Source organism: Marivita sp., assembly GCF_020055635.1.
Lineage (GTDB): Bacteria > Pseudomonadota > Alphaproteobacteria > Rhodobacterales > Rhodobacteraceae > Marivita.
Genome location: NZ_JAIPUT010000013.1, coordinates 20,499 through 32,954 on the forward strand (window position 1 = coordinate 20,499; position 12,456 = coordinate 32,954).

At 62.8% G+C, this 12,456-nt stretch carries 12 protein-coding genes; 9 read left to right on the plus strand and 3 right to left on the minus strand.

The window, feature by feature from the left end:
• The first annotated feature begins 49 nt into the window (after nt 1-49).
• The 8 genes from pal (at nt 50) to folD (ending at nt 9,055) form a co-directional block, all read left to right on the plus strand.
• Nucleotides 50-568, plus strand: a complete 519-nt coding sequence (pal, locus tag LCF60_RS08665; protein WP_292291147.1) for a peptidoglycan-associated lipoprotein Pal — start codon at nt 50-52, stop codon at nt 566-568.
• A gap of 22 nt (nt 569-590) precedes the next feature.
• Entirely contained in the window at nt 591-1,457 is an 867-nt protein-coding gene (ybgF, locus tag LCF60_RS08670; protein ID WP_292291149.1) for a tol-pal system protein YbgF, read from the plus strand.
• Nucleotides 1,454-2,710 carry a tRNA lysidine(34) synthetase TilS gene (gene tilS / locus LCF60_RS08675; RefSeq protein WP_292291151.1) on the plus strand — a complete coding sequence of 419 codons (1,257 nt, stop codon included), beginning with the start codon at nt 1,454-1,456 and terminating at the stop codon, nt 2,708-2,710. The genes ybgF and tilS overlap by 4 nt, the downstream gene beginning before the upstream one ends.
• A gap of 79 nt (nt 2,711-2,789) precedes the next feature.
• Nucleotides 2,790-4,718, plus strand: coding sequence for an ATP-dependent zinc metalloprotease FtsH (gene ftsH / locus LCF60_RS08680; protein ID WP_292291153.1), 1,929 nt, complete (start codon nt 2,790-2,792; stop codon nt 4,716-4,718).
• Nucleotides 4,719-4,723: 5 nt separating this feature from the next.
• A complete protein-coding gene (locus tag LCF60_RS08685) occupies nt 4,724-5,500 on the plus strand; it encodes a methyltransferase domain-containing protein (RefSeq protein ID WP_363318400.1) in 777 nt (258 codons plus the stop codon).
• A gap of 94 nt (nt 5,501-5,594) precedes the next feature.
• On the plus strand, nt 5,595-6,194 hold the full coding sequence (locus LCF60_RS08690; RefSeq protein ID WP_292291155.1) for an MOSC domain-containing protein: 600 nt from the start codon (nt 5,595-5,597) through the stop codon (nt 6,192-6,194).
• A gap of 205 nt (nt 6,195-6,399) precedes the next feature.
• A complete protein-coding gene (locus LCF60_RS08695; protein WP_292291157.1) occupies nt 6,400-8,076 on the plus strand; it encodes a formate--tetrahydrofolate ligase in 1,677 nt (558 codons plus the stop codon).
• A 76-nt stretch (nt 8,077-8,152) separates the two neighbouring features.
• A complete protein-coding gene (folD, locus tag LCF60_RS08700; protein ID WP_292291159.1) occupies nt 8,153-9,055 on the plus strand; it encodes a bifunctional methylenetetrahydrofolate dehydrogenase/methenyltetrahydrofolate cyclohydrolase FolD in 903 nt (300 codons plus the stop codon).
• 21 nt (nt 9,056-9,076) lie between these two features.
• Here folD and LCF60_RS08705 read toward each other — a convergent pair whose 3' ends face one another.
• The gene (locus LCF60_RS08705) at nt 9,077-9,517 is read right to left on the minus strand and encodes a PaaI family thioesterase (protein ID WP_292291161.1); all 441 of its coding nucleotides are present in this window, start codon (nt 9,515-9,517) and stop codon (nt 9,077-9,079) included.
• 107 nt (nt 9,518-9,624) lie between these two features.
• Between LCF60_RS08705 and LCF60_RS08710 the strand changes: the two genes are divergently transcribed.
• Nucleotides 9,625-10,467, plus strand: a complete 843-nt coding sequence (locus LCF60_RS08710; RefSeq protein WP_292291163.1) for a LytTR family DNA-binding domain-containing protein — start codon at nt 9,625-9,627, stop codon at nt 10,465-10,467.
• A 43-nt stretch (nt 10,468-10,510) separates the two neighbouring features.
• Here the strand turns inward: LCF60_RS08710 and LCF60_RS08715 are convergent, their stop codons facing one another.
• Nucleotides 10,511-11,824, minus strand: a complete 1,314-nt coding sequence (locus tag LCF60_RS08715; RefSeq protein WP_292291165.1) for an ATPase — start codon at nt 11,822-11,824, stop codon at nt 10,511-10,513.
• A gap of 128 nt (nt 11,825-11,952) precedes the next feature.
• Nucleotides 11,953-12,453, minus strand: a complete 501-nt coding sequence (locus LCF60_RS08720) for a prepilin peptidase (protein ID WP_292291167.1) — start codon at nt 12,451-12,453, stop codon at nt 11,953-11,955.
• Nucleotides 12,454-12,456 lie beyond the last annotated feature (3 nt).

Here is a 12,456-nt window from a genome sequence, read left to right on the forward strand (position 1 = left end):
TGGTAGGATCAAACACGGGCATGACACTATAAACGAGTGGGGCAATAGAATGAATTATCTGAGCAAGACGATCCTGCTATGTGCAGGCATGGCGCTGGCCGCCTGTTCGAATCCTGACCGGTTCGCCGATGGCAGCGGCGGTGCCGGGGGCATGAATAACGGCGTCGGGGCCGGTATGGCCGGTTCGGCGCAGGACCCTGCATCGCCGGTCTATTTTCAGCAGACGGTCGGTGACCGGGTGCTGTTCGCGGTCGATCAGTCGACCCTGTCAGCCGAGGCGCAGGCGACGCTGGACGGACAGGCGCAATGGCTGATGACCAACAGCGATTATTCGGCCGTGATCGAAGGCCATGCCGACGAGCAGGGCACGCGCGAATACAACCTTGCGCTGGGCGCGCGGCGCGCGAACTCGGTGCATGAGTATCTTGTGAGCCGCGGCGTTGCGGATAACCGCCTGAAGGTGGTGAGCTATGGCAAGGAACGCCCGATCGAGCTCTGTGCCGACGAGGCGTGCTATTCCAAGAACCGCCGCGCGGTGACGGTGATCTCGGCCGTGCCGAGCAGCTGATCCCTTTGAAGGAGAGCATCGGATGCGCCGGTTCATCGCCGTTCTGACCCTTGTAACGCTGAGTTTTCCCCCGGTTTCGGGGGCGCAGGCCAATGACGAGACGCTTGCGGATATCCGCCAAGAGCTGTCGGTACTCTATGTCGAGCTGCGCAAGCTCAAGCGGGAGCTGAACACCACCGGGTCCGCAGGGCAACTGAGTTCCGGCGGCACCTTGCTGGACCGGGTGAACGCGATCGAAAGCGAGTTGCAGCGCCTGACGGCGAAGACCGAGCAACTGGAACATCGTGTACAGAGCGTTGCCGAGGATGGCGCGAACCGGATCGGTGATCTGGAATTCCGCCTGTGCGAGTTGGAAGAGGATTGCGATATCGGTGCACTTGGCGAAGGCAGTACCTTGGGAGGTATCACAACCGGCCCTTCCGCTGGCATGGACGGCGGCGAAGGATCGGGCGGCGGTGCGGGCCAGGACGCCGCTGGCGGTGCCGATGCCGAGATGCCGCAGCTTGCGGTCAGCGAAGAGGCTGATTTCGAGCGCGCCAAGGCCGAGCTTGATGCCGGCAATTACGCCGAGGCCGCCGAGCAGTTCGCCACCTTCCAGCGAAGTTATCCCGGCGGGCCGCTGACGGCGCGCGCCGGTTTGCTGCGCGGTGAGGCGCTTGAGAAATCCGGCCAGCTGAAAGAGGCCGCGCGCGCCTATCTCGACACGTTCAGCGCCGATCAGGCCGGACCCGATGCGCCCCAGGCGCTGTCGCGGCTGGGCTGGGCGCTGGGTCAGTTGGGGCAGGTCGAACAGGCCTGCGTGACGCTGAGCGAGGTCAGCAATCGCTTTCCCGATTCCGCGGCGGTATCGGATGCGCGCGCGACCATGTCCGACCTGGGGTGTCAGTGACGGGCAGCGCCTCGGCATTGCTGGCGCAGATTCAGGCCCATTTCGGGCCCAGGCCACCCGCGCGGCTGGGCGTAGCGGTTTCGGGTGGCAGTGATTCGGTCGCACTTCTGGTTTTGCTGGACGATTGGCGCCGTTTGGGTGGGCCGGATCTTTGTGTCGTTACCGTGGATCACGGGCTGCGGCCGGAAGCCGCCGACGAGGCGGCAAAGGTGGCGCGGCTTTGCGCGAAGCTGGGGCTGGCGCATGACATCCTGACGTGGACAGGCTGGGACGGACAGGGCAACCTTCAAGACAGGGCGCGGCGCGCGCGCTACGATCTGATGGCTGAGTGGGCGCGCAGCAAGGGGGTCGCGCATGTTGCGCTGGGCCATACGGCGGATGATCAGGCGGAAACTTTCCTCATGCGTCTTGCGCGCGACGCCGGGGTTGACGGTCTGTCGGCGATGGCGCCCTGCCGCATGATCGCGGGCGTCGGTTTTTGCCGCCCGCTGCTGGCGGTCACGCGCGCGACGCTTCGCGCTGAACTGCGCGCGCGTGACATTGGCTGGAGCGACGATCCGAGCAACGAGGACACTGCCTATGAGCGGGTGCGCGCCCGCGCCGTGCTGGCAGAGTTGGCGCCGCTCGGGATCACGCCCGAGGGGCTGTCGCGCGTGGCGCGGCGGCTGGGCGATGTGCGCGCGACCCTTTATTCATATGCGTCCCAAGCCGCGCGCGACCTTGTCGAGGTGCAATCGGGCGATCTGGTGATCGACCCTGCCGGCCTTGCCGGACTGCCCCCCGAAGTGGCGCGGCGGCTGCTTTTGGGGGCGCTCGACTGGATCAGCGGTGCCGGCTACGGGCCGCGTGGACGGGCGATGGATGACCTCATGCAGGCGATTGGCGAGGGGCGGGACATGACCTTGCATGGCTGCCTGGTCTGTCCGCGCAAAAGCGGCGTGCGGATCACCCGTGAATGGAAGGCGGTCGAGTTGCTGCGCGTTCCGGCCGGAGAGGTCTGGGACGGTCGCTGGCGCCTTGAAGGCCCCGAATGCCCACGCGGCGCCGAGATCGCCGCACTTGGCCCCGAGGGCCTGGCCGCCTGCGACGAACGGGCGCAAGATGGCTTGCCGGCGGCGTCCCTGATGGCGTCTCCGGCGTTGTGGCACGGGGCGGAACTGCTGGCGGCACCGCTGGCGGGACGTGGCGGGGAATGGCGCGCGCGGCTGATCCGCGACGAAGAAGCCTACCTTGCGTCTTATTTATCTCATTGAAGATACGGGCGTGATCTCTATTTTAGACTGATGGGTTTCATGATAGGCCCTCGCCATCCGAATTTTGAGGAGAATTTCCTTGGGTAACGCAAGAAACATCGCCTTCTGGCTGGTCCTGTTCCTGCTGATCCTGGCGCTGTTCAATCTGTTCAGCGGTCCGGGCAACACGCTCCAGAGCAAGGCGATCAAGTATTCCGAGTTCATCACCGCTGTGGACGCGGGTGATGTCAGCCAAGTGACATTGGACGGCGAGAATGTGCGCTTTCGCGGTGCGGATGGGAAGGAATACGTTACCATCAAACCCCAGGATGCGGAACTGACCAACAAGCTGATCGATGCCGACATCCCCATCAGCGCTGAGCCGCAGGAGCAATCGGGCTTCCAGACCTTCCTGATCTCGCTTCTGCCATTTGTCCTGCTGATCGGTGTGTGGATCTATTTCATGAACCGCATGCAGGGCGGCGGCAAGGGTGGCGCGATGGGCTTTGGCAAGTCCAAGGCCAAGATGCTGACCGAAAAGCATGGCCGCGTGACCTTTGACGACGTGGCCGGGATCGACGAGGCCAAGGAAGAGCTTGAAGAGATCGTCGAATTCCTGCGCAACCCGCAGAAATTCAGCCGCCTCGGCGGCAAGATTCCCAAGGGTGCGCTGCTGGTGGGGCCTCCGGGCACCGGTAAGACACTTCTCGCGCGTGCCATCGCGGGCGAGGCAGGTGTGCCGTTCTTCACCATCTCGGGCTCGGATTTCGTGGAAATGTTCGTTGGTGTCGGTGCCAGCCGTGTGCGCGACATGTTCGAGCAGGCCAAGAAGAACGCGCCCTGTATCGTCTTCATCGACGAGATCGACGCCGTTGGCCGCCATCGCGGCGCGGGCTATGGCGGGGGCAATGACGAGCGCGAACAGACGCTCAACCAGCTTCTGGTCGAGATGGACGGTTTTGAATCCAACGAAGGCGTGATCATCATCGCCGCGACCAACCGCAAGGACGTTCTGGACCCTGCGCTGCTGCGCCCCGGTCGTTTCGACCGCCAGATCACCGTGCCCAATCCCGATATCAAGGGGCGCGAGAAGATCCTGGGCGTTCATGCGCGCAAGACGCCGCTTGGCCCGGATGTTGATCTGCGGATTATCGCCCGCGGCACGCCCGGCTTTTCGGGTGCGGACCTTGCCAACCTGGTCAACGAGGCGGCGCTGATGGCCGCGAGGGTCGGTCGCCGTTTCGTGACGATGGAAGATTTCGAGAACGCCAAGGACAAGGTCATGATGGGCGCCGAGCGCCGCTCGATGGTGCTGACCGACGATCAGAAGGAAAAGACCGCCTATCACGAGGCCGGACATGCGATCGTCGGGCTGGAACTGCCCAAATGCGACCCGGTCTACAAGGCCACGATCATCCCGCGCGGGGGCGCTCTGGGCATGGTGGTCAGCCTGCCCGAGATCGACCGCCTGAACTGGCACAAGTCTGAATGCGAGCAGAAGCTGGCGATGACCATGGCGGGCAAGGCGGCCGAAATCCTGAAATACGGTCCTGATGACGTGTCCAACGGACCGGCGGGCGATATCCAGCAGGCCAGCGGCCTTGCACGCGCCATGGTTCTGCGCTGGGGCATGTCGGACAAGGTCGGCAATGTCGATTACGAACAGGCCCACGAGGGTTACATGGGCAATGCCGCTGGCGGTTTCTCGATTTCGGCCCATACCAAGGAACTGATCGAGGACGAGGTCAAGCGCATGATCGACGAGGCCTATGATCAGGCCCACAAGATCCTGACCGAAAAGAAGGAAGAGTGGGACCGGCTGGCGCAGGGGCTTCTGGAATACGAGACCCTGACCGGAGAGGAAATCGCACGGGTCATCCGTGGCGAGCCGCCCGAGTCCGACGACGACAGCGACGGTTCGCCCGAGAAGGAAGACAAGCCCTCGCTGACCGCGATTCCCAAGACGAAGCCCAAGGCCGCGCCCGGAAAACTGGGCGATGGCGGGCCGGAGCCCGAGCCCTCGGCGTGAGCGGCGTGGCCGCCTCTTCAGACTGGAATCCCGGAGCCTATGCAAGGTTCCGGGATTTGCGGTTGCGTCCCGGTCTGGACCTGCTGAATGCGGTCAGCCGGATGGGTGCGGGCGATCTCATCGACCTTGGCTGCGGCAATGGTGCGCTTGGCGAGGCGCTAAAGGCGCGTGCGGGCGGGCGCGAGGTGATCGGTGTCGATGCGTCGCCGGCGATGCTGGAAAAAGCGCAGCAGATGCCCGGCTATGACAGCCTGCAACGCGCCGATATCATGGAATGGCATCCGCGCCGCGCGCCGGGCCTGATCTTTTCCAATGCCGTGCTGCACTGGGTGGGCAACCACGAAGACCTGATGCCGCGCCTTGCTGGGCTGTTGGGTAAGGGCGGCACGCTGGCGGTGCAGATGCCGCATCAGAATAAGGCGCCCTCGCATCGCGTCTGGCTGAGCCTCGTTGAGGAACTGTTCCCCGGACGGATCGGCAAGATGGGCACGCCCGGCGTCATGGCACCGGTCAAATACGAAGAGCTTCTGTCGCGGCGTGGGCAGTTCCGCCTTTGGGAGACCGAGTATTACCAGCGCCTTGTCGCTGAGGCGGGCAGCCATCCGGTGCGCCGCTTCACCGAAAGCACCTATGCGCGCCCGGTTCTCGAGGCGCTGGACAAGGACGAGAAGGCCGATCTGATCCGCCGCTACGAAGAGGTCATGCATGCGGCCTATCCCGTCAGGCCCGATGGATCGGTGCTGTTCCCGTTCCGGCGGATGTTCTTTACGCTGACCGTCTGAACAGCCACTGATGCAGCGGCGCACATTTTGTCATTTGACCGGGCGCGTGCAACACGGGAAAGTTGTGTTCGAAGCTCTTTGACAAGGATGCATCATGCCAGCACTTTTGCCCACCGATTTCACCGCCCGCATCACCAGGCTTGGAAGGGTCGCGCACCGCGAGGCGAGCCTGTGTGCCGAACCACTGTCCGAGATCATGGCCACATATGCCGGGGTCGAGGGCGAGGAACATGCAGGGCTCACGCGGCCTTCGTGCAGCCGCGTGACGCAGCAATATCCGCGCGGTACAGACATCCGCAATGTGCGGCAATTTTCGGTCCTTTCCGCCGAGGAACTGGCGCTGATCGCCGCCGATATGGGGCTCGATCATCTTGAGCCCGCTTGGGTCGGGGCGTCGATCGTGCTTGAGGGAATCGATGATTTCACCCATCTGCCGCCCTCGTCGCGCCTGCAGTCCGAAAGCGGCACGACCCTTGTCGTGGATATGGAGAACCGTCCCTGCCATCTGCCGGCGAAACCCATCGACGAACATGCGCCGGGCAAGGGGCGGGGCTTCAAGGCGGCGGCCGAGGGGCGGCGCGGCGTGACTGCCTGGGTCGAGCGCGAGGGCACCCTGAGGCTGGGCGACATCCTGCGCCTGCATGTTCCCGATCAGCGCCCTTGGGCGCATATGGCCCAAGCCACGGGCCACTAGGTCCGGGCGTCTTGCGGCGCGCCAAGGTTCCCATGCGACACCGGGTTGCCGGGCAGCGCGCGCTGTTTCCGATCAGAAACCACGCTGCGACGAGCCGCCGCAACACGCACCGATTATGTCGGAATTGCGTGCTGCGCGGCCGGGCAAAGCCGATATGTGCGACATAGGGAAACTTCACCGCCTTCGGCCCGTGCGAGGAAACATCATGAGCTACAAGTCCGACATCGAGATCGCCCGCGAAGCCAACAAGAAGCCGATCCAGGAGATCGGCGAGAAACTTGGCATCCATAGCGACCACCTTTTGCCCTATGGCCACGACAAGGCCAAGATCAGCCAGGATTTCATCAATTCCGTTCAGAGCAACGAGAACGGCAAGCTGATCCTCGTAACCGCGATCAACCCGACACCGGCGGGCGAGGGCAAGACCACGACCACCGTGGGTCTGGGCGACGGGTTGAACCGGATCGGCAAGAAGGCCGCGATCTGCATCCGCGAAGCCAGCCTCGGGCCGTGCTTTGGCATGAAGGGCGGCGCGGCTGGCGGCGGCTATGCGCAGGTTGTTCCGATGGAAGAGATGAACCTGCATTTCACCGGGGATTTCCACGCCATCACCACCGCGCATAACCTGCTGAGCGCAATGATCGACAACCACATCTACTGGGGGAACGAACTGGGCATCGACGAGCGCCGCGTCGTCTGGCGCCGGGTGCTGGACATGAATGACCGGGCGCTGCGCGATACCGTCACGTCGCTTGGCGGGGTCTCGAACGGCTTCCCGCGCCAGACCGGGTTCGACATCACCGTCGCCTCCGAGGTGATGGCGATCCTGTGCCTTGCCACCGATCTGGGCGACCTTGAGCGCCGCCTGGGCAATATCATCGTGGCCTATACGCGCAAGCGCGAGCCGATCACTTGTCGCGACATCAAGGCCGATGGCGCGATGACGGTGCTGCTGAAGGATGCGATGCAGCCCAACCTGGTGCAGACGCTGGAAAACAACCCCGCCTTCGTTCATGGCGGCCCCTTCGCCAATATCGCGCATGGCTGCAATTCGGTCATGGCGACGACCACGGCTTTGAAACTGGCAGATTACGTTGTGACCGAGGCGGGCTTCGGCGCGGATCTGGGCGCCGAGAAGTTCATGAACATCAAGTGCCGCAAGGCGGGGCTTGCACCCTCGGCCGTGGTAGTGGTGGCCACCGTGCGCGCCATGAAGATGAATGGCGGCGTCGCCAAGGCCGATCTGGGCGAGGAAAACGTGGAGGCGGTCCAGAATGGCTGTCCGAACCTGGGCCGTCATATCGAGAACGTCAAATCCTTCGGTGTGCCAGTTGTCGTGGCGATCAACCATTTCGTGACCGACACCGATGCCGAGGTGCAGGCGGTGAAGGATTATGTCGCCGAGCAGGGCAGCGAGGCAATCCTGTGCCAGCACTGGGCCAAGGGCTCGGAAGGGACCGAGGAACTGGCGACCCGCATCGCCGAGATCGCCGATGCCGATCAGGCCAATTTCGCGCCGCTTTACGCCGACAGCATGCCCTTGCTGCAAAAGATCGACACGATCGCCAAGCGTATCTACCGCGCCGACGAGGTGCTGGCCGATCAGAAGATCCGCAACCAGCTCAAGGAATGGGAAGACGCGGGTTATGGTGATCTGCCGGTCTGCATGGCCAAGACGCAATACAGCTTCACCACCGACCCGAACCGCCGGGGCGCGCCGGTCGGCCATTCGGTGCCGATCCGCGAAGTGCGCCTGAGCGCGGGTGCGGGTTTCGTCGTGGTGATCTGCGGCGAGATCATGACCATGCCCGGTCTACCCAGCAGGCCCGCTGCCGAGGCGATCAAGCTGAACGCGGATGGCGATATCGAGGGCCTGTTCTGAACGACGACGCTTGAATTTCCGCGCCCCGCCTATGTATGCGGGGCGTGATGGCTATCCATTTCGGAAGGGGACTGCGATGACGGCTCAGATCATCGACGGCAAGGCATTCGCGGCCAGGGTGCGCGAAAAGGTGGCGGGTCATGTGGCGCGCCTGAAGGAAGAGCACGGGATCGTTCCCGGTCTTGCGGTGGTGCTGGTGGGCGAGGACCCGGCCAGCCAAGTCTATGTGCGCTCGAAGGGCAAGCAAACCGTCGAGGTCGGGATGAATTCCTTTGAGCACAAACTGGACGCTGACGCCTCGCAGAAGGAACTGCTGGGCTTGATCGAGCGCCTCAACAACGATCCGGCGGTGCACGGGATACTGGTGCAATTGCCGCTGCCGGGTCACATCGACGAAGAGTTGGTGATCAACGCGGTCGATCCTGCCAAAGATGTGGACGGGTTTCATATCTCGAATGTGGGTCTTTTGGGGACCGGGCAGAAATCCATGGTGCCCTGTACGCCACTCGGGTGTTTGATGATGCTGCGCGACCACCTTGGCAGCCTGTCGGGGCTCAATGCCGTGGTGATCGGGCGCTCGAATATCGTGGGCAAGCCGATGGCGCAGCTTTTGCTGGGTGACAGCTGCACCGTGACGATCGCCCACAGCCGCACGAAGGATATTCAGGAAGTGACCGGGCGGGCCGATATCGTGGTCGCTGCCGTCGGTCGCCCCGAGATGGTGACCGGCGCATGGATCAAGCCTGGCGCGACGGTGATTGACGTGGGCATCAACCGCATCGACGCACCGGAAAAGGGCGAGGGCAAGACCCGGCTCGTGGGCGATTGCGACTACGAGAGCTGTGCCGAGGTGGCGGGCGCGATCACCCCGGTCCCCGGCGGGGTCGGGCCAATGACCATCGCCTGCCTTCTGGCAAATACGGTGACCGCCTGTTGCCGCGCCAACGGGCTGAGCGAACCCGAGGGGCTGACTGCCTGAACAGGCGGCTTGCGGCGCAATTCAGACCGGCGCGAGGGGAATCATCGTGCCGGTCAGCATCGCGATATGAATGTCCTTGCCATCGTTGCGGGCAAAGACATCGGCCTGAACGATGACCAGACGGCGGCCCGGCTTGATCACTTTGCCGTGAGCGATCAGCAACTCGCCCTTCCCCGGTGCCAGCAGATTGATCTTCATTTCGGTGGTCAGCACCTCGTGATCCGCGGGCATGACCGACAGCGCAGCATAGCCCGCGGCGCTGTCGGCGATGGCAAATGTCAGGCCGGCATGGGCAAAACCGTGCTGCTGGCGACTGCCAGGCAGGATCGGAGCATGAATTTCGGTCGCGCCAGCCGCAACATGCATCATGTTGGCGCCAAGCGTGGTCATCATGGATTGCGCGGCGAAACTTTCGCGTATCCTTTGATCCACGGTCGGGCAAAGCGGCTTGAAATCGTTCATCTTGCGCAAACATGCCTCATCTAATGGCGGACAGGCGCGTCAGAGTGCACCGTTGGCATGCGATGAAAACCTCTATAGGGTAGTGGCGCAACATAAATCGGGCCCAGATGGTTGAGTTCAGTAAACTTCGTTTCGTCTTTACGGAGACGTTCAGCACGTTGGTATCACCTACAACGGTTTTCATCTGGGTAACCTGCGTAGCCATAGCGACCGTTGCAGGGCCATTCGGAACACTCCTTTACATGGACGTGGTGGAGCGCGCGCTCTACTGGGGCTTGGTGACGACCGGGGGGATCGTGGTCGGGTATACCATGTATGCCGTCGCCCTGTTGATCCTCGGCGAGAATCGCCCGTTCCTGTTCGATCCCTTCACGGCGCTGATGATCGCCTGCCTGTTGGGGCCGTTGGTCTGGTTTCTGCGCTCCAACATTCAGGCTGATGCACCCGAAGGATTGATCAGCCTCGGGGGGGTCATATTCAATACATTCGTGATCTCGCTCGGCGTGCTGGCGTCGCGGCGCCAGATCTGCCGGTTGACTCCGGTGCCGCTGCGGTCCGGGTTGAGCGATGCGGTCGGCACGACCTCACTTCCGGGGCCGCGCCTGCTGCGGCGCCTCTCTGACGACGTCCGCGCCCCGGTGCTGCGGCTCAGCGCGAATGACCATTATGTCGAGGTGGTGACGACACGGGGCAAGCAGGTTCTGCGGTTGCGCCTCTCGGATGCGATAAACGAGATGGAACCTGTCGAAGGATTTTGTGTCCACCGCTCGCATTGGGTGACGCGCAGCGCGATCATGCAGGTCGAACGTGAGAACGCTCATAAACTGTTCGTGCTGCTGAAGAATGGCGACCGGGTGCCGGTCAGCCGCACCTATCGCGGCGAACTCGAACGCATGGGCATCATGGCGCCACAGGCGCAAAACAAGCTGGCGATCGCCGGACGCAATTGAATGTCGCGCGGCGCTGGCCCGGTTTCAGCCAAACTTATGGTGCCTATTTCACGATCTTCTCGTCCTTGACGAACATGTTCGCCCAGGCCCGGTCGATCAGTTCGGGGGTCATCTGATAGGGGATACCCTCGAACTCGCAGATCGAGATCATCTGATCGATCAGGAAGACCGGCTGATAATTCGCATAGATGTTGTCAATGGTCGGATATTTCACTTTGAGCAGATGCACCAGCGCGGCCTCATCGAGTGGCATCTGCTTTTTCTTGGCGACCATGGCAAAGATCTTGAGGAAGTTTTCCTGGTTGGGCCCGTCGATCTTGATCTTGAAGAAGATCCTGCGCAGGGCGGCCTGGTCGAAGATCTCGTTAGGGTGGAAGTTGGTCGAGAAGATCACCAGCGTGTCGAAAGGCACCTCGAATTTCTCGCCCGATTGCAGGGCAAGGATATCCTTGGATTCTTCCAGCGGTACGATCCAGCGGTTGACCAGCGCCTGGGGCGGCTCGGCCTGGCGGCCAAGGTCGTCGACGATGAAGATGCCGCCGGTGGATTTCAGCTGCAGCGGCGCCTGGTAGGTGCGTGCCGTCGGGTTGTAGACGAGATCCAGCATGTTGAGGCTGAGTTCGCCGCCGGTCACGACGGTGGGGCGCTCGCATTGAACATAGCGGGTATCGAAGGTGCGCTTGCGGCGCAGGCTGTTGGGGTCGTCTTGTTCCACCTCGGCCTTGGAGTGCACGATCGGGTCATAGACGGTGATCACCTGGCCGGAATATTCGATGGCGCGCGGCACATAGACCCGGTCGCCCATCGCGTCGCGAATCCCGTTCGAGATGCTAGATTTACCGTTGCCCGGCGGGCCATACATCAGGATTGAGCGACCGGCCGACACCGCCGGCCCAAGGTGGTCAAGCAGGCTGTCGGGCAAAACCAGGTGGCCCATGGCGCCGGTCAACTCGTTGCGGGTGATCTGGATGTTGCGGATCGACTGGCGTTTGACCTGTTCGCGGTAGGCCGCCAGCGGCACGGGCATGGCGCCGTAATATTCCGACTGGGACAGCGCATCGAGCGCGCGGGATTTGCCCGCATCCGTCAGCTGAAACCCCATTTCACTGCCCGAATTGGCGTTCAGCGTGCCTGTTGCCTCGACCAGTTTCTGTTCGCGGGCGATGTCGATCAGTTCCTGCGTCACGGCGCGCGGCAGGCAGATCGCATCGGCCAACTCGCTGGCGGTGTCCACGTTCTTGCGGAACATGGTCTTGATAAGGATATCGCGCATCATGACGATCGGCAGCTGCATGTCCTGAAGGCCGCTCGGAGGCGGCGGCGGCTGGACGCCCTGCTGGGTCGGTTGCATGTTCATCTGTTTCTGCCCGCGGTTTTGTGTTGCACGTCAAAAAGCGTCCCGCGCGGCGGCGGGGCCATGATGTGACCATGGCGCGCAAACATGCAGAAATTATGGAGAGGGTCGGGCAGGTGCGGGGCAGGGGCTCAGCTGCCGAAGGCGACGCCAAGACCGAGATAGATTATCAGCGTGCTGCCAAGGGCAAAGCCCATGGGAAACTTGGGCCCGCTTGACCAGCTTGCCCAGTCCGGCGCCAATTGGCGAAGGCGGCTGCCCCGGACCAGACGGTGGGTGGCGTAACAGGCCAGCATGTTGGTGGCCAGGATGAGCAACAGGAAGGTCAGATCGCCAATGGCGATAAAGGGCGCAGCGGCGGCCAGGAACTTGGAATCCCCGGCGCCCATCATGCCTGCGGCATTGGCCAGCATGCCGATCACCAGCATGACCACCAGGGCTGCCAACCGCCAAAGGTATTCGGGCTGTGGCACCACGAACAGACCGACCACAAGGAATACGCCAGCCAGCGCCAGGACCGCATGGTTGGGAATACGCATATCGCGCAGGTCGCTCCAGATCACCCAGAGACAGATCGGCACGGCAAAAGGCAGAAACCAAAGGGACTGCTGGACAGTGACATGAAGCGACATGGG

Bases quoted from the DNA above. Each gene is read 5' to 3' on its own strand.
- pal (WP_292291147.1), top strand. From the start codon at position 50: ATGAATTATCTGAGCAAGACGATCCTGCTATGTGCAGGCATGGCGCTG.
- ybgF (WP_292291149.1), top strand. From the start codon at position 591: ATGCGCCGGTTCATCGCCGTTCTGACCCTTGTAACGCTGAGTTTTCCC.
- LCF60_RS08690 (WP_292291155.1), top strand. From the start codon at position 5,595: ATGCCAGCACTTTTGCCCACCGATTTCACCGCCCGCATCACCAGGCTT.
- LCF60_RS08695 (WP_292291157.1), top strand. From the start codon at position 6,400: ATGAGCTACAAGTCCGACATCGAGATCGCCCGCGAAGCCAACAAGAAG.
- folD (WP_292291159.1), top strand. From the start codon at position 8,153: ATGACGGCTCAGATCATCGACGGCAAGGCATTCGCGGCCAGGGTGCGC.
- LCF60_RS08705 (WP_292291161.1), bottom strand. From the start codon at position 9,517: ATGAACGATTTCAAGCCGCTTTGCCCGACCGTGGATCAAAGGATACGC.
- LCF60_RS08710 (WP_292291163.1), top strand. From the start codon at position 9,625: ATGGTTGAGTTCAGTAAACTTCGTTTCGTCTTTACGGAGACGTTCAGC.
- LCF60_RS08715 (WP_292291165.1), bottom strand. From the start codon at position 11,824: ATGAACATGCAACCGACCCAGCAGGGCGTCCAGCCGCCGCCGCCTCCG.
- LCF60_RS08720 (WP_292291167.1), bottom strand. From the start codon at position 12,453: ATGTCGCTTCATGTCACTGTCCAGCAGTCCCTTTGGTTTCTGCCTTTT.